This is a genomic window from Chelativorans sp. AA-79, from assembly GCF_029457495.1.
Taxonomy (GTDB): Bacteria; Pseudomonadota; Alphaproteobacteria; order Rhizobiales; family Rhizobiaceae; genus Chelativorans.
In genome coordinates, this window is the sequence record NZ_CP120361.1 from 144,884 (window position 1) to 170,993 (window position 26,110).

At 63.1% G+C, this 26,110-nt stretch carries 25 protein-coding genes; 14 read left to right on the forward strand and 11 right to left on the reverse strand.

Annotated elements, in window-relative coordinates; all coding sequences use genetic code 11:
* Positions 1-27 precede the first annotated feature (27 nt).
* The 3 genes from PVE73_RS00690 to PVE73_RS00700 all read right to left on the reverse strand — a co-directional run bounded on the left by PVE73_RS00690 (position 28) and on the right by PVE73_RS00700 (position 3,577).
* Positions 28-546, reverse strand: coding sequence for a CAP domain-containing protein (locus tag PVE73_RS00690; protein WP_277365100.1), 519 nt, complete (start codon positions 544-546; stop codon positions 28-30).
* Between the two features lie 49 nt (positions 547-595).
* Positions 596-844 (reverse strand): hypothetical protein, encoded by a 249-nt coding sequence (locus PVE73_RS00695; RefSeq protein ID WP_277365101.1) that lies wholly within the window; start codon positions 842-844, stop codon positions 596-598.
* A 156-nt stretch (positions 845-1,000) separates the two neighbouring features.
* Positions 1,001-3,577: a PQQ-binding-like beta-propeller repeat protein gene (locus PVE73_RS00700; RefSeq protein ID WP_277365102.1), complete on the reverse strand. Its 2,577-nt coding sequence runs from the start codon at positions 3,575-3,577 to the stop codon at positions 1,001-1,003.
* 299 nt (positions 3,578-3,876) lie between these two features.
* Here PVE73_RS00700 and PVE73_RS00705 point away from each other — a divergent pair, with 299 nt between their 5' ends.
* The 5 genes from PVE73_RS00705 to PVE73_RS00725 all read left to right on the forward strand — a co-directional run bounded on the left by PVE73_RS00705 (position 3,877) and on the right by PVE73_RS00725 (position 7,705).
* Complete coding sequence (locus PVE73_RS00705) at positions 3,877-4,314, forward strand: DUF2267 domain-containing protein (protein WP_277365103.1); 438 nt, start codon at positions 3,877-3,879, stop codon at positions 4,312-4,314.
* 10 nt (positions 4,315-4,324) lie between these two features.
* Positions 4,325-5,668 (forward strand): erythromycin esterase family protein, encoded by a 1,344-nt coding sequence (locus tag PVE73_RS00710; protein WP_277365104.1) that lies wholly within the window; start codon positions 4,325-4,327, stop codon positions 5,666-5,668.
* 68 nt (positions 5,669-5,736) lie between these two features.
* The gene (locus PVE73_RS00715; RefSeq protein ID WP_277367298.1) at positions 5,737-6,510 is read left to right on the forward strand and encodes an MBL fold metallo-hydrolase; all 774 of its coding nucleotides are present in this window, start codon (positions 5,737-5,739) and stop codon (positions 6,508-6,510) included.
* Between the two features lie 27 nt (positions 6,511-6,537).
* On the forward strand, positions 6,538-7,212 hold the full coding sequence (locus tag PVE73_RS00720; protein ID WP_277365105.1) for a phosphoribosyltransferase: 675 nt from the start codon (positions 6,538-6,540) through the stop codon (positions 7,210-7,212).
* Between the two features lie 28 nt (positions 7,213-7,240).
* Entirely contained in the window at positions 7,241-7,705 is a 465-nt protein-coding gene (locus tag PVE73_RS00725; protein ID WP_277365106.1) for a YbhB/YbcL family Raf kinase inhibitor-like protein, read from the forward strand.
* A gap of 159 nt (positions 7,706-7,864) precedes the next feature.
* On the opposite strand, the gene PVE73_RS00730 is transcribed toward PVE73_RS00725, so the two are convergent.
* The 5 genes from PVE73_RS00730 to PVE73_RS00750 all read right to left on the reverse strand — a co-directional run bounded on the left by PVE73_RS00730 (position 7,865) and on the right by PVE73_RS00750 (position 11,811).
* Complete coding sequence (locus tag PVE73_RS00730; protein ID WP_277365107.1) at positions 7,865-8,212, reverse strand: DUF1428 domain-containing protein; 348 nt, start codon at positions 8,210-8,212, stop codon at positions 7,865-7,867.
* Positions 8,213-8,289: 77 nt separating this feature from the next.
* A complete protein-coding gene (locus PVE73_RS00735) occupies positions 8,290-8,451 on the reverse strand; it encodes an AraC family transcriptional regulator (protein ID WP_277365108.1) in 162 nt (53 codons plus the stop codon).
* Between the two features lie 41 nt (positions 8,452-8,492).
* A protein-coding gene (locus PVE73_RS00740; protein ID WP_277364682.1) for an IS630 family transposase occupies positions 8,493-9,439 on the reverse strand; the annotation gives its coding sequence in 2 pieces (ribosomal slippage) (positions 8,493-9,103 and positions 9,103-9,439; 948 coding nt in all).
* Positions 9,440-9,474: 35 nt separating this feature from the next.
* Positions 9,475-10,248: an AraC family transcriptional regulator gene (locus PVE73_RS00745; protein WP_277365109.1), complete on the reverse strand. Its 774-nt coding sequence runs from the start codon at positions 10,246-10,248 to the stop codon at positions 9,475-9,477.
* A gap of 243 nt (positions 10,249-10,491) precedes the next feature.
* Entirely contained in the window at positions 10,492-11,811 is a 1,320-nt protein-coding gene (locus tag PVE73_RS00750) for an NAD(P)H-dependent oxidoreductase (protein ID WP_277365110.1), read from the reverse strand.
* Positions 11,812-12,198: 387 nt separating this feature from the next.
* Between PVE73_RS00750 and PVE73_RS00755 the strand changes: the two genes are divergently transcribed.
* The 9 genes from PVE73_RS00755 to PVE73_RS00795 all read left to right on the forward strand — a co-directional run bounded on the left by PVE73_RS00755 (position 12,199) and on the right by PVE73_RS00795 (position 21,787).
* Entirely contained in the window at positions 12,199-13,830 is a 1,632-nt protein-coding gene (locus tag PVE73_RS00755) for an alpha-amylase family glycosyl hydrolase (RefSeq protein WP_277365111.1), read from the forward strand.
* Between the two features lie 79 nt (positions 13,831-13,909).
* Positions 13,910-15,541: an alpha-amylase family protein gene (locus PVE73_RS00760; RefSeq protein WP_277365112.1), complete on the forward strand. Its 1,632-nt coding sequence runs from the start codon at positions 13,910-13,912 to the stop codon at positions 15,539-15,541.
* A 24-nt stretch (positions 15,542-15,565) separates the two neighbouring features.
* On the forward strand, positions 15,566-16,591 hold the full coding sequence (locus tag PVE73_RS00765) for an SDR family oxidoreductase (protein ID WP_277365113.1): 1,026 nt from the start codon (positions 15,566-15,568) through the stop codon (positions 16,589-16,591).
* A gap of 96 nt (positions 16,592-16,687) precedes the next feature.
* Complete coding sequence (locus PVE73_RS00770; protein WP_277365114.1) at positions 16,688-17,347, forward strand: SRPBCC family protein; 660 nt, start codon at positions 16,688-16,690, stop codon at positions 17,345-17,347.
* 16 nt (positions 17,348-17,363) lie between these two features.
* On the forward strand, positions 17,364-18,557 hold the full coding sequence (locus PVE73_RS00775; RefSeq protein ID WP_277365115.1) for a zinc-dependent alcohol dehydrogenase: 1,194 nt from the start codon (positions 17,364-17,366) through the stop codon (positions 18,555-18,557).
* The gene (locus tag PVE73_RS00780) at positions 18,550-19,341 is read left to right on the forward strand and encodes an SDR family NAD(P)-dependent oxidoreductase (protein ID WP_277365116.1); all 792 of its coding nucleotides are present in this window, start codon (positions 18,550-18,552) and stop codon (positions 19,339-19,341) included. Before PVE73_RS00775 ends, PVE73_RS00780 begins: the two co-directional genes overlap by 8 nt.
* Positions 19,342-19,483: 142 nt before the next feature.
* Positions 19,484-20,125, forward strand: a complete 642-nt coding sequence (locus PVE73_RS00785) for a lysophospholipid acyltransferase family protein (RefSeq protein WP_277365117.1) — start codon at positions 19,484-19,486, stop codon at positions 20,123-20,125.
* Positions 20,122-21,072, forward strand: coding sequence for a phosphatidate cytidylyltransferase (locus tag PVE73_RS00790; RefSeq protein ID WP_277365118.1), 951 nt, complete (start codon positions 20,122-20,124; stop codon positions 21,070-21,072). The genes PVE73_RS00785 and PVE73_RS00790 overlap by 4 nt, the downstream gene beginning before the upstream one ends.
* Before the next feature lie 70 nt (positions 21,073-21,142).
* Positions 21,143-21,787, forward strand: coding sequence for a CDP-alcohol phosphatidyltransferase family protein (locus tag PVE73_RS00795; RefSeq protein ID WP_277365119.1), 645 nt, complete (start codon positions 21,143-21,145; stop codon positions 21,785-21,787).
* Positions 21,788-21,796: 9 nt separating this feature from the next.
* Here PVE73_RS00795 and PVE73_RS00800 read toward each other — a convergent pair whose 3' ends face one another.
* The 3 genes from PVE73_RS00800 to PVE73_RS00810 form a co-directional block, all read right to left on the reverse strand.
* Complete coding sequence (locus PVE73_RS00800) at positions 21,797-22,630, reverse strand: GNAT family N-acetyltransferase (protein WP_277367299.1); 834 nt, start codon at positions 22,628-22,630, stop codon at positions 21,797-21,799.
* A 153-nt stretch (positions 22,631-22,783) separates the two neighbouring features.
* Complete coding sequence (locus PVE73_RS00805) at positions 22,784-24,985, reverse strand: response regulator (RefSeq protein ID WP_277365120.1); 2,202 nt, start codon at positions 24,983-24,985, stop codon at positions 22,784-22,786.
* Positions 24,986-25,078: 93 nt separating this feature from the next.
* Complete coding sequence (locus PVE73_RS00810) at positions 25,079-26,068, reverse strand: MDR family oxidoreductase (protein ID WP_277365121.1); 990 nt, start codon at positions 26,066-26,068, stop codon at positions 25,079-25,081.
* Positions 26,069-26,110 lie beyond the last annotated feature (42 nt).

Genomic DNA, 26,110 nt, shown 5'->3' on the forward strand with positions numbered 1-26,110 from the left:
GTCGGCGGAAGCAAGTCCGCCGAGCAATCAATGATCGCGCGGTCGAACGAAAGTCTGCACGGCGTAGACCTTTCCCGCCGCCTGGGCGATACCGAATCCGAAGGAGTCGAATCGAGCGTCCAGGATGTTGCGCCTGTGGCCCGGGCTGCGCATCCAGCCTTCCTGGAATTTCCGCACTTGCCCGGCGTTAGCCGCACAGTTGAGGCAGGTCGAGATGTTTTCTCCGATGATGTCCCACAGGCCGCCCCCGTTGGCCTTGTAGCGATCGGCCACATCCCGCCTTTCCGGCGAACGATGGCCATAGAAGCCACGCCGGGCCATGTCCTCGGCATGGGCCTGGGCCGCGGCATTCAGCGTTGAATCGAGGCGCAGCTCCGGCGCGCCGTCCACCCGGCGTACCTGGTTGGCCAACGAGAGCGCTTCCGAACGGAGCGCCTCGGGGTAGGCTACATTATCCAGCGCGTTGTTCTCATTGGGCGCACTCGCACACGCCGCACAGAGAAGCGCAATGCTGACGAGCGCCGCCGCCCGTATCTTGGCTGTCATGCAGTGAATCCCGTTGCGGGCGGCTTGTTAGCACGGGAATGAGGCTCGTCTAGCCTTTTTTCGGCTTCTCCACGGCCCGCGGCTCGCCCGTCCTGTTCGTCTGGCGGGCCAGCGCATCGGCCTGCGCCTCGGTGCCGTAGGGCGAGGCCTGCCCCTCGCCAACATCACCCGCATCAGCCACCCGTTTGGCGCCGCCGCCCGCGATCCGCTCCCCCTCTTCATCGGCGGGGGTGCGTTCGGCGTCTTCCCAGACCTCCTCCGGATCGGTCAGGTCTTCGCTGTCGGGCTCTGCGTCCATGCGTTCATGGGTTCGGTTCCGGTCGTCTCGGTGAGGTCCGTCTCGACCTTCACATGCTGCTTCGCGTCGTCCTCTGGCATCGTCGCCTCCTTGGCTTTCCGCCCGTGAACCCGGCGCGGCCCGCCTTTGTTCCGTCTTGCGGGCCGCGCCGGCGCACTATTGCGGCAAGGCATAGGCGATGATCGAATCGCCCGCCTTGGTGCCCGTCGAACCGTGGCCGCCGGCGACGACGATGAGATATTGCCGCCCGTCGGCACCCATATAAGTGGACGGGGTGGCCTGGCCGCCGGCCGGCAGGCGCGCCCGCCAGAGTTCCTCGCCGGTGCGCAGGTCATATCCGCGCACGTAGTAATCGAGGGTGCCACTCAGGAAGGCGACACCGCCCGCCGTCACGATAGGCCCGCCGATTCCCGGTACCCCCATCTCGAAGGGCAGGGGAACGGGTGCGAGATCGCGCACCGTGCCGTTCACGTGCTGGTAGACCGCTTCGCCCGTAGTGAGATCCACTCCCGCGACATAGCCCCATGGCGGCTGCTGACAAGGCAGATTGAGGGGCGAATAGAACGGCCCCATTTCCGCTGCGTAGGGCGCGCCGAAATTCTCGTTGAACACCGGATCGCCTTCCTGCGTCACCACGCGCGACAGTGCATCCTCGCGCGGGATCAGTTTCACCGTGAAGGCAAGATAGACAGGCATGCCGAACATGATGTCCCGGTTCGGGTCGACCGCCACCGAGCCCCAGTTGAAGGTGCCGAAATTGCCGGGATAGACAATCGTTCCCTGTGTGGAGGGCGGTGTGAAGGCGCCTTCATAGCGTAGCTGGTTGAAGCGAATCCGGCAGTAGAGCTGATCGACCAGGGTAGCGCCCCACATGTCGGCCTCCGTCAGCGGCTCCGGCAGGAAGGAAACGGCCGAATGCGGTTGTGTCGGCGCCGTCTGGTCCCCTTCGACCGCCCCTTGCGGCACCGGCACCTCCTCTACCGGCAGAACCGGCTCGCCGGTCGCGCGGTTCAGCACGAAGATTTCGCCCTGCTTTGTGGGCGCTATCAGCGCCGGCACGGCCTCCCCGTCGATCGTGAGGTCCGCGAGCGCAGGCTGGGCGGGTACGTCATAGTCCCAGATATCGTGATGCGCGGCCTGGAAAACCCAAGCCACCTCGCCGGTGTCCGCGCGCAGCGCCAGGATCGAGGAGGAGAACCGCTCCGTATTCTCGCCGCGGTTTCCGCCGAACTGGTCGGGCGACTCGTTGCCCATCGGCAGGTAGATGAGACCAAGCTCGGGATCGTAACTTGCCACACTCCAGAAGTTGGGAGCGTTCTGAGAGTAGGTTTCCCCGGCGGGAATGGGCTCCGTCGCGTCTGGGTTCTTGCTGTCGAAATTCCAGACCAATGCACCGGTATAGGCGTTGTAGGCACGGATGACACCGGAAGGCGAGGTCGTGGCGACATTGTCGTTCACCGCTCCGCCGATGATCACGAGATCCCTTGTGACGACTGGCGGCGAGGTGGAATAGAACGAACCGGGTGTGACATTGGGCAGGTTTGCCCACAGGTTGACCGTGCCGTCCTCTCCGCCGAAGCCGGCGCAGACCTCGCCGGTTTCAGCGCTGATCGTGATCAGCCTTCCGTCCGAGGTCGGGACGAATAGCCGGTTCATGCACTCGGGAGACAGCGTAACGCTGGCAGGCGGATCTTCCCGTTCCACCAGGGGAACCGGGCCGCCCGGCTCCGCCTGCCCGGTGACGATGTTCTGCGGCACGGGAGCGGCCTGCGTGGTCACTTCGTCAACGCTTTCGTCCACCAGGCGCTCCTCCTGTGCTTCCGCGGTTTGCTGCTCGTCGGCCTCGCCCGCCGTCGTTCCGCCGCCCGCGGGCGCGGCGGCCGCAGGGCTCGTGGCCGGCAGATCCTCCGGCCGGGCGGAATGGTAGGAGACCCCACGGCAGGTCATGTGCTGGGTGGTCTGCGTAGGCGGTTGCCGGAGCTGCGGATCGAAGCGCCACTTCTCCTCGCCCGTGACCGGATCGAGCGCGATCACCGTGCTGAACGGGGTGCAGATATAGACGGTGTTGTTCACCATCAGCGGCGTCACCTCGTAGGTGGTTTCGCCCGGATCCTCCTCGTCGCGCACCTGTCCGGTCTGATAGGTCCAGGCCACCTCCAGATCGGAGACGTTCTCCGGCGTGATCTGGTCGAGCGGCGAGTAGCGCCGCCCATAGGACGTACGCCCATAGGCCACCCACTCGCCCGGCGGTACATCCACATCCACCGCGTTTTCGACCGTCATCCGGTCTTCCGCGAAAGCGCCGGCGATTTCGTGCGGCTGCTGGAACATGGAATAGATGCCGACGGCGGCCGCAATGACGACCGCCACCGCGAGCGCTATGCTGTTTGCGCCATAGCCGGCCCGGGGACCTCCGGGCGGATGCACTGCCCGCACCATCGGCGGCAGAAGCAGGAGCACGCCTAGAATGAGAAGCAGGCTGCCGCGCGGCGCAAGAGCCCACCAGTCGAAGCCCACCTCCCAAAGCCCCCAGGCCAGAGTGATGAGAATGGTCGCGGCGTAGAGCCCAAGCCCGATCGCACGTCGGGCGATCAGCAACCCGCCGGAGACGATGAGCAGGATGCCAAGCAGAATATAGTACCAGGACCCGCCGACCACCGCGAGCCAGACGCCGCCTGCCGCGAGGACGAGTCCAAGAATGATGACGATGACGGAAAGAACGATGCGATACACGATTGCACCCCCTGCAAGCTCAAATCGGATGGCGGCGATCAAGGCCATCCCAACATGCCAAGGCGGCGAGCCTGGAGGCCGCTCGCTGGCAAGGGTACAACTCCGCTCGCGGACTAAACGTTCCGTAGCACAACCTCTCATTCGCTTGCGCCAGGCCGGGGCGACGTCTCCGGAAGCCCTCGCGGTTTCGCGGCATCGCTTTTTTGCCTGCTGGGGCGAACAATCCCTTTCGCCCTTGGTTCGGTTGGCGAGCCGGGCAAAAGGGCCCGAACATACCCAAAGAGTTAGGAGGACTGGATATGAGCTCCACCGGCCTCGACGTTTTGGACAAGAGCGTTCAGACTACGAATATCTGGCTCAACGAGATCATGGAGAACCATGGCCATGATCGGCAGGTTGCCTGGCACATTCTTGGTGCCGTGCTGCACGCGCTGCGTGACCGCCTGCCGGCCGATCTGGCCGCGCATCTGGCGGCCGAGCTGCCGCTCGTCATCCGCGGTCTCTACTACGACCAGTACAAGCCCTCCGAGCAGCCTGACGTCACGCGCTCTCTCGATGAATTTCTGGAGCGGGTGCAGCAAGGGCTGAGGATGATCAGGCCAGTCGATTCCAATGAGGCGACACGCTCGGTCTTCCGTGTGATCGCTCATCATGTGGATCTCGGCCAGTCAGCCAAGGTGCGCGACGCGCTGCCGAAGGAGATCCAGGCGCTTTGGCCGGAGAGCGTCGGCGTGTGAGGAACTGTACATGGTCGATGCCACCACCACCGAACGCAGTCGCACACGCCACACGGACGAGGCGGCGTCTTGGATCCGGGACAAGTGCGAATCCCTCCCGCCGCCGGAAAAAGCGGACGCCTTCGGGGCCTTGTTCGACCGCTTCTCCGATGCACGCGTCGTGCTGCTCGGGGAGGCGACCCATGGCACGGCGGAATTCTATCGTGCGCGTGCCGCTGTTACGCGGCGACTCGTCGAAAAGCACGGCTTCAACATCGTGGCCGTCGAGGCGGACTGGCCGGATGCGGCACGGGTCGACCGCCACGTCCGGCATCGTCCGTCCGGACGTTACGATGCAGAGACCTTCGCGCGGTTTCCCAGCTGGATGTGGCGCAATCGGGAATTCGCCGACTTCGTGGAATGGCTGCTATCCCACAACAGGGGCCTGCCTGAGGCCAGGCGGGCGGAGTTCCGCGGCATCGACGTCTACTCTCTCGATTCGTCCATTGAAGCCGTGATCGGCTATCTCGATCGTGTTGATCCGGAAGCTGCCAAGAAGGCCCGCGAGCGCTACGGCTGCCTCACACCGTGGCAGGGCGAACCCGCGCACTATGGCCGCGCCATGCTGCGCGGCGGGCGTGACACCTGCGAGGATGCAGTGGTGGCCCAGCTACAGGAAATGCTGGAGCACCGTCTCGACTACGCGGCTCGGGACGGAGAAGACTTCTTCGATGCCGCGCAGAATGCCAGTATCGTTCGTGCGGCGGAGCATTATTACCGCATCCTGTATCACGGCTCGACCGAATCCTGGAATTTGCGCGACCGGCACATGTTCGACACGCTGAGAGCTCTGCTGGCAAGGCGCGGTCCGGAGGCGAAGGCCGTGATCTGGGCCCACAATTCCCATATCGGAAACGCGGCGGCGACCGCGATGGGCTGGCAGGGCGAGTTCAACATCGGTGAGCTCTGCCGCACGGCCTTCGGCGATGGAGCGGCGCTGATCGGATTCGGCACAGACCGGGGCACGGTGGCTGCCGCGGATGATTGGGGAGCCCCCATGCGCATCATGAATATCAATCCCTCCCGGCCGGATTCGTACGAGCACGTCTTCAGGAAATCGGGCATCACCTCGTCGTTGACGGACTTGCGCGCGCCCGCCGGACGTGAGTTGCGGGATGCCCTTTCCTCTCCGCGCCTCGAGCGCGCGATAGGGGTCGTATATCGGCCGGAGTCGGAGCTTTACAGTCACTATTTCGAGGCGGTTCTGCCCGAACAGTTCGATGCCTTCGTATGGTTCGAGGACACGCGTGCGGTCACCCCGCTTCCGACCGAACGGCCGCATGGCGTGCCGGAAACCTATCCATTCGGAGTCTAGGAGGCGTCATGTCGACCCAGATTCCCCCGGACCATCAGAACGAGGCGGGCACGGAACCGGTAGGCGCAATGGTCGAGATAAGGCCGGACCTCGCCTACCGCCGTCTGATGATGGTCAACGTCGTCTTCTACGGGTTTCCGGGTGCAAGGGACTGGGTGCTGATCGATTCCGGCATAGCGGGTTCGGCGGGAGCCATCCGCGAGGCGGCCGGAATGCGCTTTGGAGAAGGCAATCCGCCGTCTTCGATCGTGCTTACGCATGGACATTTCGATCACGTCGGTGCGCTCGAAGTGCTTGCGGAAGAGTGGGACGTGCCCGTCTATGCGCATCCGCTGGAGCATCCGTATCTGGACGGCCGCCGCTCCTATCCGCCTGCGGATCCATGGGTGGGCGGCGGCTCGATGGCGCTTCTTTCGCCTTTGTTTCCAACCCGTCCTATCGATGTGGGCGCGCGCTTGCAGGCGCTTCCCGATGACGGCACCGTGCCTGGCATGCCGGAATGGTGCTGGATGCATACGCCCGGTCATTCACCCGGCCACGTCTCTCTGTGGCGCGAGGAGGACTCCTCGATCATCATTGGGGACGCGGTCGTCACCACCGGCCAGGAATCGGCCTATGAAATCGCCGCCCAGTCGCCGCAGATGCACGGACCTCCGCGCTATTTCACGCCGGATTGGCAGGAAGCATGGGCGTCCGTCCGCAAGCTGGCCGCCCTTGAGCCCGAACTTATCGTCACCGGCCATGGACACCCGATGCAGGGCGCGGAGATGCGTCGCGCACTCCACAAGCTAGCCGACGAGTTCGACAGCACCGCATTTCCGGTGGACATGCGGGCGATGTGATTTTGTGCAATCGCAGGAGCACGCGCCATGTTGGGCAGGAAAGCCGAGTTCAAGGATCGCCGCGAGGCAGGACGGCGCCTGGCTGCGGAGCTCGGCCATCTGAAGGAGGAGCGTCCGGTGGTGCTGGCTCTGCCGCGCGGCGGCGTGCCCGTCGCTCTCGAGGTCGCCAGGGCTTTGTCCGCCCCCCTCGATCTCCTGATGGTCCGCAAACTCGGGGCTCCCGGTCATTCGGAGCTGGGCATCGGCGCCGTGGTGGACGGCAAGGACCCCCAGCTTGTTCTCAATGACGAGGCGATGGAGATCATCAGGCCCTCCTCCGATTACGTAGGTGCCGAGATGGAGCGCCAGTTGACCGAGATCGAGCGGCGGCGGGCGGCCTATTTCGCAAAGCATAGCCCCACGCCGGTTGCTGGCCGCGTGGTCGTCCTCGTGGATGACGGCATTGCAACCGGAGGAACGGTACGCGTCGCCCTCAAGGCGCTGCGAAGATCGAGCGCTACCCGCGTGGTGCTCGCTATACCCGTTGCACCGCGCGACGCGCTCGATTCGCTGCACGATGATGCCGACGAGGTGATCTGTCTCGCCGCGCCCGCCGAATTCCACGCCGTTGGCCTCCACTACGAAAATTTCGACCAGACGAGCGATGAGGAAGTGATCCGTTGCTTGCAGGAAGCCCGGGAGTGGCAACCCGAAGTGGAATGATCTCTATGACGAGCGGAAGGAGAACTGCATGCCCTTGACCCTGCTGAGCCCTGCATTCGCCGATGGTGAGCAGCTGCCGGGCAAATATGCCCGCGATGACGAAAATCTCTCGCCGCCGCTCAAATGGACCGGTGCACCCGATGGCACGAAGAGTTTCGTGCTTGTCGTCGATGATCCGGACGCCCCGAACGGTACGTTCGGACATTGGGGGCTCTTCAATATTCCTGCTGATCAGGATCACCTGCCGGAAAGCGTCGAGACGGGCCCGAAGAAGGACATGCTGCGTGTCTGCCGGAACGGCTTCGGGAACAATTACTACGATGGTCCACAGCCGCCTCAGGGTCACGGTGTGCACCACTATCACTTCCGTCTCGGGGCGCTCGACGTGCCGTCCATCGGCCTGCCGCCGACCGCCAGCGTGGCGGAACTCTGGGACGAGGCCGGGAAACACACGCTGGAGGAGGCGACGCTGGTCGGCACCTACGAGCGCTAGACCGGTTATCGGCTTCCGAGGGAGAGGAGACGTCTTCGTTTGGTCTCGCCGGCAACAGAGGGCTGCGGGGTGATCGCCGCCAGAGCGGCTTTTACCGGCCCGCAGCCGGAGGGGAAGGTTTCCCCCTGTTCCCGCGTTCCCGAATGCCGCAGGACGAGGTCAAAGTCCCAGGAATGGCTGGAAGCCACCGAAGATCATGCGTTTGCCGTCAAAAGGCATGTCTTCGGCTTTCATGCGCGGATCGGCCATCACCTTGGCGAGAACCTCGTCGCGATGTTCTCGCGACCTGTAGACGATCCAGGAAAACACCACGACCTCGTCTTCCCGGGCCTGTACGGCGCGAGGAAAGGACGTCACCTCTCCATACGGCACGTCGTCGCCGATGCATTCAACATAGCCGATCGCGCCGTGTTCCCGCCACACCTGCTGACCGAGCTGCGCTTGCTCCTTGTATTCCTCGATCCTGTCCTTCGGCAGGGGAATGATGAAACCGTCGACGTAAGGCATGAGAAATACTCCTTTGCTCCGTTGCAGCCAAAGGACGAAGGAAGAACGCCGGGGCCGACATCCAACGAAGGAAAAGTTCAAGCCTGCGAGCGTATCAGCGCCGGTGTGACCTTCTTGTATCTCCGCATGGCCGACGTGAGATGGCTCTGGCTCGAGAAGCCACTGAGATAGGCCACTTCCGCGATTGTCATCTCCGTTTCGACGAGCAGCTTCTCCGCGAAGCTCAGGCGCAGGTTCACGAGATATCTGTGGGGAGGCTCGCCAAAGGTCTTAGAGCCTTTCAGGTTTTGGCGGAAGCGTATCCTGCATTGACGAAGTAGTTGCTGCATTCACTGGGCTGGATTGAGGAGACGAGGCCGCCGATATGACGCCATGTCTCCTCATGGTTCACTTTTTGGGCCGCGCGCATCCAGTGCTTGATCTTGGCGAAAGCCTGCTCGATGGGGTTAAGGTCTGGGGAATAAGGCGGCAGGTACCAGAGCCTGGCACCGGCGGCTTTGATCATCTGCCGGACGGCGGCCGACTTGTGCGAGCCGAGATTGTCCATGACGACGATGTCGCCCGGTTCAAGCACCGGCACGAGCTGCTGCTCGACATAGGCGCGGAAGCACTGGCCGTTGATCGGTCCATCGAAGACGCAAGGCGCCGTCAGCCGGTCATGGCGCAAAGCGCCGAGGAAGGTCAGCGTGCGCCAGTGGCCGTGCGGGGCAAAGCCGCGCAGGCGCTTGCCGCGTGGTCCCCAGCCCCGCAGCGGCGCCATGTTGGTCTTGATCCAGGTCTCGTCGATGAACACCAGCCGTGTCGGATCGAGACCGGACTGCCAAGAACGCCAGCGTTGCCGCCGGCGGGCGATGTCGGCACGAGCCTGCTCAAGGGCGAACAGCGTTTTTTGAACCGAAGCCCCTCGCGGCGCAGGAACCGCCACACCGTATCGTGCGACACCTTCACGCCGCGCGCCGCCAGCTCTTCCTTCAGCTTGTGCAGCGACAGATGCGGCGTCTGGCTGATCCGCTCGGCGATGAAGGCACGGTGCGGCTCCAGCACGCGCTTGCGGTGCCCGCCCATCTTGCCCGGCGCCACAGACCCGCTCGCACGGTAGCGCTGAGACCACTTCACCGCCGACGAGACGGCAACGCCGAAACGAGCCGCCACCGACCGGCAGCTCTCGCCGGCCTCGACCGCCCCAACAACACGTTCACGCAGATCATTCGAAAGAGGTCGCGTCATCCCATGCTGGCCTCCACTCCAGCCAGCATCTTGAATCACAAAACCTCCGAAATCGGAATCCCCTCCGATTCAGACACAACCTGAACCGCTCTAGTGAAAGCTTGAATGAAGTGGCCGGCCGAGAGGTCACATACCGCCGCGAGTTCCGTCACGGAGAGTTTGCGGGCGAAATTCTCCCTCAGGTAGTTCTGTACGCGCCTGGCAGTCGCCACGGGAAGCCCGCCCTTCTTCCGGCTGGGCGGCACCGCGCGCCCCGTATAGTTGCGCAGAAGGTGAATGCCGAAAATGGTGATCAGGGAGTCTACCATCAATTCGTTCGGCGGTTCGGCGCGCGTCAGCTCGGCCTTCAGCAACTGCGCCAACTGGAGGGCCTTCAAATCGACCGTTCCGAACGGCGGCGGCTGGAGATCCCACGCGCTGCCGCCGAACTCGCTCTCCGCGAGTTCGATCATGCTTTCCGGCGTGATTGCCACTGCGATATTTTCCCGGCGGGCAGACCAGCTGCTTCTGCTCTCGACGAAAGCGGGGCTGACGACGATCATCCCGAGCGGTGCGTCATAGGTCTGCGGCTTGTCGCTTCCGAACGAAGCCGTGATGCCGGACAGAGGCGCCAGCATTACGGCTGCGAAATGCATGTCGGACACGAAGGTTTGGGATCCGGCCGGGCGTACGGAATGGACCGCGCCGCCCCGGAATGTCGTTACCCTTGGGCCGGCATTTTCAGGAATCACATCCAAAATACGAGGTTGTGCCGACGGACGGTCAGAAGAAAGCCGTCCATACGACAGTGCATTCACATGATGTTGCATCGGTAGCCGCCACCCGAATTATGTTTTTCTTACAGTCTCGGCTATTTCGGAGCCGATCGCAAGGTTGATCGAGGCCTTGGCTGAAATCTCCCTTAGGGGATTGAGTATATTTGTAATTTTTCTCTGCATTCTGTGCAAAACGGCCGGAAAACTGCACTTTTACGACAGCGATACTTATGGTCTTCGTGGCCATGCGAGCACATCCCCGTGGCGATCGACCAGAAAAGTTGCGGACCTGCCAAGCTATCCGCCATGAATCAGCTTGTCCTGACGGGCCCGGAGTTCGGCAATCTTCGACCCCGCGGGCGGAGCGGCATTTTCATAGGTGAGAAGCTCGCCCTTGCCGACCGGCTTGAGAACCCGCCCGCCCTCCAGGAGGCCGCAGGGTACCGCTTTCGCCGCTCTTGCTTCCCCGGCCTGCATGATCCAGGCGCGATAGGAATATTCACCGATGGCGTCAAGCTTGTCGCCTGGCTTCAGGTCTTTCTTGGCCACCGCGCAAACCTCCGCCACCGGCCTAGCGAGCGGCACCATGTCGGCCTTGCCGTGGAGCACCACACGCGCGCAGGTGAGCGGCACTTCGAGAGACGTAAGATGATAGGGCCGATGGAAAGTGAAATAGGGGCCCTCGCCCATCTTGAGGTCCTCCATGCGCTCGCGGATGCGCGGATGGGACATTTCCGCGATCACGAACACACCGGGTGCAACCCCTTTGCCGATCGAATAGTCCACCACGCCGCTGCGCGAAAGTATACCGCCATCCCTTTCCGGGATGAGCGTCCTGTTGAGTTCGCCGAGCGTAGCGGATGGACCGTGCATGCCGGGCCTGTCGGGCACGAGGCCGGTGGCGTTGGCTATTGCGGCCATCTCGACCATGGTCTTCGAGCCGTCGACGAACTCCACCAGCATGCGCACATTCATGTTTCGGCGCCGCGCTTCCTCGGCATAGTCGTCGGGGACGGCGCAGATATTGAGCGGGTTGTTCTTGCCCTTGCCTGCTGCGACAATCGGGTGGCCCATGGCGGAAACGAACTCGATCAGTTCCATGCACGCGGAAGGCTCGTCGCCGGCTCCCAACGAGTACGTGACGCCCAGACGGTCCGCTTCGCTCTTCAGATAGGCGCCGATGGTTACATCCGCCTCGACATTCATCATGACGAGGTGCTTCCCGTGCTCCATCGCCCGAAGGCCGATTTCCGCGCCGACGGCGGGAACACCGGTGGCGTCGACCACCACATCGATCAGGTCGCTTTCGATGATCCGGCTGGCGTCCGGCGTGACGGCGATCTTTCCGGCCTCGATCGCGCGTGTCATGGCGAGAGCACTGTCCACGGCCGTGGCGTGGCCGTCCTCCCGATAGGCGATTTCGACAGCGATGAGTGCGGCTTCGGGTCGCAGCTCCGAGATCGCACCGATTTCTATTCCCCTCATATGCGCCACTCGGGCGACGATATCCGTTCCCATTTCGCCCGAACCGATCAGACCGATTCGGACAGGTTTTCCGGAATTCGCGCGTTCTTCCAAGTCTCGCGCGAGGCCAACCAGCGCAACATTGGTCGCCATTGAATGCAAACCTCCCGAAACGGTCACAGCGTTGTACGATCGTTAATGGGCCGGGAGCCGAGCCGCCGTCAAGAACGGCGCCATGCTGCGGTGCGACAGAATTGCACGGCTGACATGCAAAATGGCCCTTTAAACGGCACCGCGGCCAGCCTATGTAACCGCCAAGTTCTCGACGAGGTTCTTCCCTCCTCCCAATCCTCGTCGAGCCGCGGTCAGCCCATCCTCCTCCCGGGCTGACCGAACCAAAAGGCACCCGTCGGATCTCCTCCCCCGGCGGGTGCTTTTTTGTTCTAACCGCGAGTGACGGGGAACGCCGCTCACACGCCACGGAACATTCGGCTCGCGTGCGGCGTTCCCGGCCTGTTGGGAACACGGCGGAATCGCATCATGCAGCACACGTCCCGTCCGGGCCAGATCGCGAAGACACATTCCGAAACCGAACCATGGTGGCAGCGCGGGGTCATCTATCAGGTCTATCCGCGTTCGTTCCAGGACAGCGACGGCGATGGGATCGGCGATCTGCGCGGCATCATAGACCGGCTCGATTACCTTGTCTGGCTGGGGGTCGACGCAATCTGGGTATCGCCCATCTTTCCTTCGCCGATGGCCGATTTCGGCTATGACATCGCAGACTACCGCGGCATCGATCCGCGCTTCGGCACGGTGGCCGACTTCGACCGACTTCTCCTGGAGGCGCATCGGCGCGGCCTGCGGGTGCTGCTCGATTTCGTGCCCAACCATACTTCCGACCGTCATCCCTGGTTTCTGGAATCCCGTAGCTCGCGCCAAAATCCCCGGCGCGATTTCTATCTCTGGCACGATGCCGCTCCTGATGGCGGACCGCCGAACAACTGGCGGAGCGAGTTCGGCGGCAGCGCCTGGCAGTGGGACGAACACACGGGCCAATACTACTATCACGCATTCCTGAAGGAGCAGCCGGACCTCAACTGGCGCAATCCGCAGGTGCGCCGGGAGATGTATGACATATTGCGCTTCTGGCTCGACAAGGGAGTGGACGGTTTTCGGGTGGATGTCATGTGGCATCTCATCAAGGATGCCGAATTTCGCGACAACCCGCCAAATCCCGACTGGACGGAGGAGATGCCGCCGCACAAGAAAGTGCTCCCGCTCTACTCCACGGATCAGCCGGAGGTGCACGAAGTCGTCTCCGAAATGCGTGGGGTGCTCGAGGAATACGGGAGCGATCGGCTCCTGATCGGCGAAATCTACCTGCCCGTCGCCCGCCTCGTCGGCTATTACGGCCGCGATCTGCGCGGCGCGCATTTGCCTTTCAATTTCCATCTCATCCAGGCTCAGTGGGACGCGCGGCATATCGAGCGCCAGATCGCCGAATACGAGGCAGCCTTGCCGGAGGGTGGCTGGCCGAACTGGGTGCTGAGCAACCACGACAAGCCGCGCATCGCAGCCCGGGTCGGGCGCAAGCAAGCACGGGTCGCCGCCATGATGCTGCTTACTCTGCGCGGCACGCCCACGATCTACTACGGCGACGAAATCGGCATGGACGACGTCCCGATCCCTGCTGACCGGGTACAGGACCCCTTCGAAAGGCGTGTCCCCGGCAAAGGCTTCGGGCGGGATCCGCAGCGCACCCCGATGCAGTGGGACAGGGGCGCGAATGCCGGTTTCACCATTGGTTCGCCCTGGCTGCCTCTCGCGTCGGACCGGGACAAATTCAATGTAGAGGCGGAGCGGGAAGATCCCCGCTCCGTGCTGGCCCTCTATCGTCGTCTCCTGGGCTTGCGGCGCAAGCGCGACGCGCTCGCCATCGGCCGATACGCCGCGGTTCAGGCGTCAGGCAACATGCTCGCCTATCTCCGTGAAACGGAAGAGGAGCGCTATCTGGTCGCGCTCAACCTGGGGGCCGAGCCTGCCGCTCTTGAGCTTCCCGGACCGTGCCGCATCCTGGTCAGCACCGAAAACAGAAAAGAAGGCGAGCCTATCGCCGGCAAGCTCGACCTTGCCGGGAACGAAGGTGTGCTGGCCGAAATGGCCGAGTAGGCGCAGCCACGCCCGGAACGTTCCCGCAGCAAGCGCGTTGGCCCGCAGGTTCTTCGGATATCAGCGACGTTAAAGGCTCATGGATAAATGTTGGTGGAAGGATGCGGTCATCTATGCCGTCGACGTGGAACGCTTCTTCGATTCCGACGGCGATGGAATCGGTGATTTCAAAGGGCTCGCATCGAAGCTGGGATATATCTCCGATCTTGGTGTGACCTGCATCTGGCTGATGCCCTTCTATCCCTCTTCGGGAAGGGATAACGGGTACGATATCACCGACTACCTGCGCGTAGACACACGCTTCGGCCTCTTCGAGGACTTCCTGGAATTCGTGCACCGGGCGGGAGAGTACGGAATCCGTATTGTCGTCGATCTCGTGGTTCACCATACGTCGACCCAGCATCCCTGGTTTCAGGCCGGCAGGCATAACGAGTCGTCGAGCTACAGGGACTATTACGTGTGGACGCACAATCCTCCGCCGACTCCGCCCGGCAAAGGCACCATTTTTCCTGGCGAGGAGGAGACGGTCTGGACCTATGACGACGTGGCGCGCGCCTATTACCACCATCGCTTCTATCACTTCGAACCGGGGCTGAACCACGCGAACCCCGAGGTGCGCGCTGAGATCATCCGCATTGTGGATTACTGGTTGAGTTTCGGAGTAGCAGGATTCCGCGTGGATGCCGCTTCGCATATCGAAGAGGACCCCCTGTCGAAAACGGGCAAGGAGCAGACCTCACCCGACGTGCTGAGAGAGATTTACGACCGCGCGTCGGGTTTCAAGTCCGACGTGGTGCTTCTCGGCGAAGTCGACGAAACACCTGAAAAACTCGAAAAGTTCTTCGACGGCACACGGTTGGACATGATGTTCAACTTTCTGCTCAACTGCCACATGATGCTTTCCCTGGCTTCCGAAACGGCAGAGCCCCTGCAGCGCGGGCTCGCGTTACAGCCAGTGCCGCCGCCGAACGGCCAGTGGGCCAACTTCCTGCGCAATTTCGACGAGGCCGACCTGGAGCGGCTGTCGCCGCAGGAACTCGAATTCGTTCTCGATCGTTTCGCGCCCGACGAAAGAATGCGCATCTACGATCGCGGGATCAGAAGGCGCCTCGCTCCCATGCTGGGCGGAGATCCCCGGCGGATAAAAATGGCGATGAGCCTTCTCTTCTCCATGCCGGGCGCGCCGCTCGTTGTCTATGGCGACGAAATCGGCATGGGAGAGGACCTTTCCCAGGATGGGCGCAATTCCGTGCGCTCGCCGATGCAGTGGACCGGCGGTCACAACGCCGGCTTCTCCTCGGCCCAGAAGAACAAGCTCGTGCAGGCTGTGATCGAGGACGGCCCTTTCGGCTACGGGAAGGTCAATGTCGAAGCCCAGACCCAGGATAAGGATTCACTGCTGTCCTTCGTAAAGAAGCTGGTGAAAATCCGCCGCCAACGCATCGAGATCGGTTCCGGGTTCTGTGCGTTTCTCGAAAGCGGTTCGGATCACGTCCTGGCACACCATTACAAGTCCGAATTCGCACCTTTGGTACTGCTGCACAACCTCAAGGGTGACGAGGCGGAGGTAAACGTGCCGCTGCCTCCCGGCGCAACGAGATTGGCGGCGCTCGTGGGAGACGAGCCGCCAGCCGTTGAGAACGGCCGCCTGCGGCTCACACTCGAACCTTATGGCCTGCGCTGGTTTGGTCTGCCGCATGAGGGAGGCTGACACGCTTCGAAACGGGAGATTCTCATGAGAAGGAGCAAGCGCACCCGCCCTCGCATCGTCGCAATCACGGGCGCTTCCGCAGGCATGGGGCGCGCCACGGCCCACCGATTCGTCCGTTCGGGTGCTGCGGTTGCGCTGATCGCGCGCGATCAAGCCGCATTGGAGGAGACGCGGGCCGAGCTGGAAGCTCTCGGCGGGAAAGTCATGGCCATTCCGCTTGACGTCGCAGATGCGGACGCGCTCTTCGCTGCCGCGCGCGACATCGAGGCGGAGCTGGGGCCCATCGATGTCTGGGTCAATGACGCCATGGCAACGATGTTCGCGCCGGTCTCGGACATGACGCCGGAGGAGTTCCGTCGGGTCACGGAAACTACATATCTGGGTTTCGTGCATGGGACCATGGCGGCGCTGCAGCAGATGAGCCGGCGCAACCAGGGTGTGATCGTGCAGGTCGGCTCCTCGCTCGCCTATCGCGGGATTCCCCTGCAGTCGGCTTATTGCGGTGCGAAGCATGCGATTCGCGGCTTCACCGATTCGCTGCGTTGCGAGCTTATCCACGCAAGAAGCCGGATCCAGCTTACGATGGTGCATCTGCCGGCGATCAACACGCCGCAATTCGATTGGGCTCGTACGCGCCTGCCGCACGAGCCACGGCCCGTCGCTCCCGTTTTTCAGCCGGAGGTAGCGGCCGACGCGATCTATCATGCGTCGCGCAATCCACATCGGGAGGTGTGGCTCGGCGCGAGCACCGCAAAGCTGATCCTGGCAAACGCGCTCGCGCCCTGGTGTCTGGACCGCTATCTCGCGCGCACCTGCTATAGCGGGCAGCAAAGAAGGGCGAAGCTGCCATCCGGCCGTCCGGACAACCTGTTCCACCCGGTGCACGGCCCCCATCGGATGCATGGATCGTTCGACAGTGAGGCGTCGGCTTCGGCGCAAGCCTTTTCCGGAAATGCGACGAGACTCGCAGCCGCGGTGGCAGGTTTCGGCGTGGCGCTTGCCGCCGGAATTCTGGCGCGCAGCATTCTTTCGTTGCCGCCAAAACGGTGAGTTGCTCCGTCTCCCCGGTTCGACGGATTGCTTGGAACAATCCCGGGCAGGGCCGGGTTCGGGCCGCATCGCAGAAGGCTCGGCAAGGAGCGTTCCATGACTTATCGACATCAGTACCGGGCTGGCGGCCGCGCATTCGCGGCAGGCATGCTGGGCGCCGCTGCCGGCGCCGTGATCCTCGTGGCCGCCCGCAACATGATGAAGGACAGGCATCCCCTCGAGCCGGAGGACGCCCCGCGTCGGGCTTGGCGCCGCCATGCCAGTCGCAACTGGCGCGAGGGGGCGGTCGTCGGGCGGGCCATCACCGTCAACGCCCCGCGCGAGGAGGTTTATTCGCGCTGGCGCGACTTCTCCACTTTCCCGAATTTCATGGAGAACGTGATCTCGGTCACGTCGCTGGATCAGACCCGGTCGCGTTGGGTGGTCGAGGGACCGGCCGGCAGTACGGTCGAGTTCGAGACGAAGATCATTGAGGATAGGCCCGGCGAGCTTATCGCCTGGGAGTCGGATGAGGATGCGGAAATCCGCAACAGCGGCAGGGTGACGTTTCGTGATGCGCCCGGCGGGCGCGGCACCCAGATCGAGGCCGTCATTTCCTATGACCCGCCGGGCGGCGCGGTTGGCCGCATGGCGGCAAAGCTTTTCCGCAAGGAACCGGGCATCCAGGCAAAGCGCGAACTTCGGCGCTTCAAGCAGTTGATGGAAACGGGCGAGATCGCCACCGCGGCTGCGGGTCCCGCAGCGCCCCGCGCCTAACGGAAAAGGGACAGCAATGCGCGCTCTCGTCTGGCATGGAAAAAAAGACGTTCGCGTCGACACCGTCGACGATCCGCAGATCGTCAATTCGCGCGACGCGATCATCAAAGTGACCTCTACGGCGATCTGCGGGTCGGATCTGCATCTTTACGACGGCGTGATTCCCACCATGCGGGCAGGCGATATTCTCGGTCATGAATTCATGGGCGAGGTCGTGGAGGTCGGCAAAGGCAACACGAGGTTGAAGAAGGACGACCGGGTGGTCGTTCCCTTCGTGATCGCCTGCGGCAAATGCTTCTTCTGCGAAAAGCAGCAATATTCCGCCTGCGACAACTCCAATCCGGCGGAGAAGGCGGATATTTCCGAGATGCTCTACGGCCACCAGACGGCCGGACTTTTCGGCTATTCGCATCTCACCGGCGGCTATGCGGGAGGGCAGGCGGAATATGTCCGCGTGCCGTTTTCCGACGTCGGCCCGATCGTTGTTCCCGACGGTATGGAGGACGATCAGGTTCTCTTCCTGTCCGACATCCTGCCCACGGGCTGGATGGCGGCGGAGAACTGCGAGATCGAGGAGGGCGATACGGTGGCTGTCTGGGGCTGCGGACCGGTCGGCCTCTTTTCCATCCAGAGTGCGCTCATCATGGGGGCAGCCCAGGTGATCGCCATCGATCACTACCCGCATCGGCTGGAACTTGCGAAGAAGCTCGGCGCCAAAGTCGTCAATTACAGGAATGCCCGCGTCTACGAAGCGCTGATGGAGATGACGGGGGGCATCGGCCCTGATGCAGTCATCGATGCGGTCGGCCTCGAAAGCCATGGCTTCGCTCCCGACAACGTGTACGACTATGCCAAGCAGACGCTGAAGCTCGAGACCGACCGACCGCATGTGCTGCGCCAGGCGATCTATGCCTGCCGCAAGGGCGGTCGCGTCTCGGTGCCCGGCGTCTATGGCGGTTTCGTCGACAAGTTTCCGATCGGAGCTCTCATGGAAAAAGGGCTTACGCTCCGTTCCGGCCAGACCCACGTGCAGAGATACCTGCCCAAACTCCTGGATATGATCCGCGACGGCAAGATCGATACGACCTTCCTCATAAGCCATCGCCTCCCACTCGAGGAGGCGCCGGACGGCTACCGGAAATTCGCCTATGAGCAGAACGAGACCACGAAAGTCGTGCTGAAGCCCGGATGGGAGAAGAGCGATGGCTGACGAAGCGGGACTTGCCGTCATCACCGGCGCATCCAGCGGCATAGGCTATGAACTGGCGAGGTGCTGCGCGGAAGCCGGCTATGATCTCGTGGTGGCGGCGGACGAACCCGAAATCGCCAGAGCTGCGGAAGATTTCCGCGCCATCGGTGCCCAGGCAGAGCCCGTCCAAGCGGATCTCGCGACGGCGGAAGGCGTCGAGAAGCTCTACATGACCCTCGAAGATCGCCCGGTGGAACTGCTTCTGGCCAATGCGGGGCAAGGGCTCGGCAACGCCTTTCTCGATCAGGAGGTGGCCGATATCCGTCGCGTGGTTGATACCAATATTACAGGCACCATCCTGCTGGTCCACCGTATCGGGCGCGACATGCGCCTGCGGAACAAAGGGCGCATACTCTTCACCGGCTCGATCGCCGGCTTCATGCCCGGGAGCTTCCAAGCGGTGTACAACGCGACCAAGGCGTTTGTGGACAGCTTTTCCTGGGCGTTGCGCAATGAACTGAAGGATACCGGAATCACCGTTACATGCCTTATGCCCGGTCCGACGGATACGGAATTCTTCGAGAGGGCTGGTATGACCGACACCAAGATTGGCTCGGACCCGAGCGGAATGGATGACCCGGCCAAGGTCGCGCGAATCGGCTTCGAGGCCATGATGCGGGGTGATCCGGGTGTCGTCACTGGATTCTCCAACAAGATCCAGGCTGCGATGGCGCATCTCGTCCCTGCCGGAATGCTCGCCGAGATGCACCGCAAGATGGCGGAGCCGGGCAGCGCCAAGCGTTAACCAGATCGCCCCCCGGCATCCTAACGCCCGGTGGGCGGATCGCCTTCTTTTTGCTCTTTCCCAAAATGCCCGCTCATTGTAGCAGGTTGCAAATGGGGACGGTCGGATAGGGAATCCGTCCGCATGGAGGGGTGGCGCGTCGATGTACATCGTGACCCGGGCTGCCGCGATGGCGATCATCGTGTTCGCGCGCTTCCTCACGGCCGTGCGCGGCATCTGGCAAGGGTCGGAACCGGTCCCACGCCAGCGCATCTACTTCGCCAACCATGCCAGCCATGGCGATTTCATCCTGATCTGGACCGTACTGCCGCCCCGGCTTCGCGGGAAAACCAGGCCGGTGGCGGGGTCGGATTACTGGTTGAAGACGCCGCTGCGGCGTTTCATCGGCTGCGGCGTCTTCGGTGCGGTGCTCATCGACCGCGATCGGGAAAGCCGCAGGGAGGATCCGATCGAGATCATGGCCAGGGCGCTTGATGCCGGCTCCTCGCTCATCGTCTTCCCCGAGGGTACACGCAACGAGACGGACGCACCCTTGCTGCCCTTCAAGAGCGGGATCTACCACCTGGCAAGAACGCGGCCGGAGGTTGAACTCGTCCCGGTCTGGATCGAGAACCTCAACCGCGTCATGCCGAAGGGCGAGTTCGTCCCGGTTCCGCTGATCTGCACCGTCACCTTCGGGGCGGCCATGCGTCTGGGTGCGGAAGAAGGCAAGGAGGCCTTTCTGGGCCGTGCCAGAGGCGCGCTGATGGCACTCTCTTCCAAGTTGACGGAGGCGAATGGATGAGCCTGATGCATGCTCATCTATTCATGCTGCTTCTGGCCGTTGCGGCGTTTCTTGTGGCCGCTTCCGTCGCTGGCTACATTCTGGAGCGCCGTCTTTCGCCTGACGGCTCCAATGCGGTGATCGAGAATCTCAACGCCCGCATCAAGGCCTGGTGGGCGATGGTGGTGCTGATGGCGATCGCTTTTATCGGTGGCCGCGCTGGTGTGATCCTCCTCTTCGCTTTCTGCTCATTCGCCGCATTGCGCGAATTCGTCACCCTCACCAACGCTCGCCGCGCCGATCATTGGGCCCTGGCGGCGGCCTTCTTCCTCGTCTTGCCGGTTCAGTACTACCTGGTCTGGGTGGACTGGTACGGGCTCTATTCAATCTTGATTCCTGTTTACGCCTTCCTTCTGATGCCGATCATCTCAGCGCTCCGCGGTGATACCGATCATTATCTCATCCGCGTTGCCGAAGTGCAGTGGGCCCTGATGATCTGCGTGTTCTGCGTCTCCCATGTGCCGGCGCTGCTCAGCTTGCAGATTCCCGGCTATGAAGGGCGCAACGTGCTGCTGGTCGCTTTTCTCGTCGTGGTGGTCCAGCTCAGCGATGTCCTGCAATATGTCTGGGGCAAGCTCCTGGGCCGGCGCAAGATCGCGCCCCTCCTATCGCCATCCAAGACAGTCGAGGGCTTTGTTGGAGGTGTGGCGAGCGCCACTGCGGTCGGGGCGGGCCTCTGGTGGATGACGCCCTTCACCATCATCCAGGCCGGCCTTCTTGCCCTTGCGATCGCGCTCATGGGCTTTTTCGGCGGGCTGGTCATGTCGGCCATCAAGCGCGATCGTGGCGTGAAGGATTGGGGACATCTCATTGCCGGTCATGGGGGATTCATCGACCGGCTGGATTCGGTGATCTTCTCCGCTCCGATCTTCTTCCATCTCGTCCGTTACTGGTGGTCGCTGACATGAGCATTTTTCCTGTCCGTGACCGTCTTCGCACCCGCTTGCAACCATGCGCTCAGGAAGGGGAGGAACCGACATGGCGGAGGATGCCAACCGCCGGCCACTGGCGAGCCGCAACACGGGATGGGCCGCGGCGCTGACGCGCTTCCTCGCGCAGACATCCGTCACACCAAACCAGATCTCCGCCGCCAGCATGGCCATGGCCGCCCTTTCCGGTGCCGCGTTCTGGCTGGCCGGCGCGGCCGAGGGGTGGGAACGTGTCGTTTCGCTTCTGTGCGGCGCCGCCTTTTGCCAGCTTCGCCTTCTGTGCAACCTGCTGGACGGAATGGTCGCGATCGAAGCGGGCAAGAAGACGCCCGATGGCGCCTTCTGGAACGAATTCCCGGACCGGATCGCGGATATCCTGATCTTGGCCGGCGTCGGATATGGCATCGGCATACCCGCACTCGGCTGGGCCGCGGCGGCGTTCGCCGTTCTCACCGCCTATGTCCGCGAGCTGGGGCGCGCGTCGGGTGTTCAGGCCGACTTTTCCGGTCCCATGGCAAAACCTCATCGGATGGCCGCCGTCACGGCTGGTGCGTTGCTATCCTTGCTGGAGCCGCTTTGGAGCGGTCGCAACGACATCCTGACCTTCACGCTGTGGGTGGTCGCCATTGGCGCCTTGCTCACCGCGCTGCGGCGCTCATCGCGACTTGTCGCGCAGCTGCGGACGTCATTGTGATGCGCTCCGTCAGGCCGCGAAGCGCTCCGCCTCGGCACCGTAATAGGCGATGTAGCGCTCAGAGATCGCTTCGATCGGCAAAATCACGAAGACGTCGGTGGTAAAGAAATCCCGGTCGATCACGCAGCCATCACCGAATTTGGCGCCAAGCCGAAGATACCCCTTGATGAGCGGAGGCATGGCGGAAAGTGCTGCCTTCGCATCGATCGCCTCGCGCGGCATCAGGTCCATGGAGACGTAACGCTCGTCCTTGGCGCGCAAATACCACGGGCCTTCGGCCTGACAGAAGTGAGCCAGGAACGAAAGCGCCTGCGCATGGGCCGCCGGTATGGTTCCATGGAACGAGGCGCAGCCGGTCATCACATCGATGTTCCGGCGGCGGCAATAGGCCCAGATCCCCTGCCACAAGAGCTCGATGGTGCGCTTGGAGCGGTAAGCCGGCAAAACGCAGGAGCGGCCGAGTTCCAGGAAACGGCGCCCGGCATGGCGAGCCAAAAGCGTCTTCAATTCGAACTCGGCCTCGGAATAGAAGCCGCCCGAGGCCAACGCCTGCTCCTGGGGGAGGAGCCGGTATGTGCCGACGATACGGTCCCATTCCGCTCCGACCAGCGAGGTGTCGATGACCAGAAGATGGTCGCAGACGGCATCGAAGCGGTCGGCATCGTGCTGCTCCTGCGCCTCGACCGCGGCCTGCTTCGCGCCCATCTCCTGATAGAAAACCCGGAAGCGGATGGATTGTGCGGCCGCGACTTCATCGGCATCACGGGCGAGCCGAACCACCAGGGGTCCTATTCGGCCCAGGACGGACTGATCCGGAAGCGCGCCGGCTTCGACAAGCGCCAGCGTTTCCGCGTTCTCGCGGCTGATGATCGGCTTCAGCGTCTGGCTTTGCACGGCTGATTCTCCTCCACGACGCGACGATGGGGAAATAAGGGCAAGCTGCGACAGAACGATGACAGGAAACTGGCCGGCTTACAATCATCCATGTAAATGGCCCTATGCCGGGGTGTGTAATTCCAGGGCGGAAAGCAGGCGGGCAGGATCGAGCGGCTTGGTGACGAACCCGGTGGCCCCGTGGGCAAGGGCGGTGTGCCGGGTCTTCTCCTGTCCGTCTGCCGAGAGGACGAGGATCGGGATCGGGGCGAGGCCCGTATCTTCCTCGTGCCGGCGAATCTGCACGATGGCATCGAGGCCGTCCATAACCGGCATATGCAGGTCCATCAGCACCATTTCGTAGTCGCGGGCGGGATGGGTGAGCGCTTCAACGGCGGCCCGGCCGTTCGAGACCAGAACGACCGAATGTCCGGCCTTGGAAAGTGCGGCGCGCGCCAGCATGGCGTTGATTTCGTTGTCCTCGGCCACCAAAACCTTGAGGCCGCGGCTCGCCCGGGTTGCGTCGCCGCGCGCGTGGTCATCGGGAGCAGGTGCGGTATCCGTCATCTGGGTGTTGAGGAGCAGGCGCAGCAATGTGCGGTCCCGAGCCGGCCGCGCGATGAAGGCGTCGTAGCCGTTGGCGCGAAACTCGGTCAGCCGGCCGCGGTCGGTCGGCGCGATAAGCGTGAGCGCCTGGGTGGCCCGAAGGCCTTTTCGGCGCAGGCGGCCCAGGAGATCCCCCTTTTCGTTTTCGAGGGCGGCGTCGATGATGATGGCGTCGAAAGCAGTCTTTCGCCGGCGCAGGAGCGCCAGTGCGCTCTTCTCCCCTTCAAAGACCCGTGCCTTGCCGCCGTGCGCGCGCACGGCCATTGCGAGCGCCTCGCCTTCCACCACATGAGGCGTCAGGATGGCGATGTCGAAGCCCTTGAGCGCCAGCCGGGTTTCCGCCTCGGTTCCCTCCGGATCCACAAGCGGGATGAAGACGGTGAAGCCGGCGCCCTCTCCGGGGGCGCTCTCGACCGTGATCGTGCCTTCCATGGCACTGATGAGGCGCCTCGTGATGGCAAGACCGAGGCCTGCACCGCCGTGTTTTCGGGTGGAGCTGGTGTCTGCCTGCTCGAATTCCTGGAAGATTCGGGAGAGACTTTCCGGCTCGAGACCGGGGCCCGTGTCGTCCACCTTGAAGGCCAGCTTCACTGCGCCGTCCTGGACCACCATCGTGACGGTCACCAGGACACCGCCCTCTTCGGTAAACTTTATCGCGTTGCCGAGAAGATTGAGTAGGACCTGCCGAAGCCGCCCGGGATCGGCCAAGATCGTATCCGGAACTTCCGGGGCGATGTGGCAGCCGAGGCCGATCTTCTTCGCGAAGGCCCGTACGGCCATAAGCTCCACCACGCTTTCGACCAGCTCCCGTACGGACATGCGCTGCGGTTCGATCTCGAGCCGTCCGGCTTCGATCTTGGAGTAGTCGAGCAAATCCTCGATGAGGGCCAGAAGCGCGCTGGCCGAAGTCGAGATCGCCCCGACATAGGTGCGCTGTTCGGACGAAAGCCGGGTATCGGCCAGGAGGGTCGCCATTCCGATGATGCCGTTCATCGGCGTACGGATCTCGTGACTCACCGTCGCGAGAAAGCGCGATTTGGCAAAGCTCGCCTGTTCCGCCCGTTCGCGCGCGTTCACGAGAGCGGTTTCGGCGCGCTTCCGCGCGGTGATGTCGCGGGCGATCGCCCAGTGGGAGACCGTGCCGCTTTCGCCCTCTCGCAGGGAAATTTCCGTCCAGGAGAACCAGCGCAGGCCGGCCTTGGTCTGGATCGAGACGTCGGACGAGCTCAGGAGTTCGCCCTCGATGAGGGCGGTCTCGGATGCCATACCGATATCAATGCCGAGTTGCGGTAGGGTTTGGCCTACAAGATCGCGCGCGTCGCACTCCATGAGTTCGCCCAAAACGCGGTTTGCATAGAGGATGCGGCCTTCGCCGTCCCTGTTGATCACGAGGTCCCCGAGCGTCTCCAGGAGCCCATAGAAGCGCTGCTCTGCCTCCCGCATCGCCGTAACGCGATCGGCCAGCTCTTCCAGGTGGCTCGCCGCCTGCGCCGGCTCTGCCGCCGATGTCTTGCCGCTGCTGTCGGGCAGGGCGATGGCGGCGGCGAATGCCGAGATGGCGAGGAAGACGAGCAGGAACGTGAGCAGGGGTACAGCGCCGCTGACATGGGCGGCGACAGCCAGAAGAAACGCCGCAACGCTGAAGATGAGGAGGGAGAGCCCGCCGTAGCGGGAAAAATCGTTCGCCGGCCGCGTTTCCCCGCTCCGTAGCCACTGCATTATACGGTTTCTGCTCACCGACCCCATGCCGACACGATACTTCCGGCAGACTTATAGAGAGTTACGGCCGCTCTTCTTTCCTGCACATTTGCTTTACATTTGTATAACCAGCCGCCCGCGCACGCGCCCGGCAACGATGTCTGCACCGGCTGAGATGACATCATGGAACGGGATCGTCTGCGATATCGCGGAAAGCTTGGCGCGGTCGAGATCGCCGGCGATGCGCTTCCACGCCTCCAGCCGCAGCGGTCTCGGCGCCATCACCGAATCGATCCCGAGCAGGGACACCGCCCGCAGGATGAAGGGAGCCACGGAGGCGGGCAGGTCCATACCCTGTGCGAGGCCGCAGGCAGCGACGGCGCCGCCATAATTCGTCATGGAGAGTACATTGGCGAGCGTATGGCTTCCGACGGTATCGATCCCGCCCGCCCAGCGCTCTTTGCCGAGCGGCCGCACGGGGCCGGAAAGCTCGTCCCGCGGGATGAGCTCGTGGGCGCCGAGTTCCTTCAGATAGGTTTCTTCCCGCATCCGGCCAGTGGATGCGATCACTTCATAGCCAAGCCTTGCCAGGAGGGAGACGGCGATGGAGCCGACCCCTCCTGCAGCCCCCGTGACGACCACCGGACCGCGATCCGGCGTAATGCCATGCCATTCGAGCGCCATCACGCAAAGCATAGCCGTGTAGCCGGCCGTACCGACCGCCATCGCCTCTTGCGGGCTCATGCCTTCGGGTAGCGGTGTCAGCCAGTCGCCGCTCACACGGGCACGCCCTGCATAGGCTCCGTAGTGCGTCTCCCCCACGCCCCAGCCATTGAGGATGACCTTGTCGCCCTCTTTCCATTCACGATGACCAGAGCGCATGACAGTGCCTGCGAGGTCGACGCCCGGTATCATCGGAAAACGCCGCACGACCGGGGCCTTGCCCGTCAAGGCGAGACCGTCCTTGTAGTTCACCGTCGTCGCTTCGACCGCGATGGTCACATCGCCCGCCATCAGTTCGTCCTCGCCCATCTCCACGAACGCGACGGACTGACTCTTCTCCTCGTCGCACGTGATCAGCACGGCTTCGAAACGATCGCTCATGGCGCGCTCTCCAGATGACACGGCCTAAAGTGCGTCGCTGGG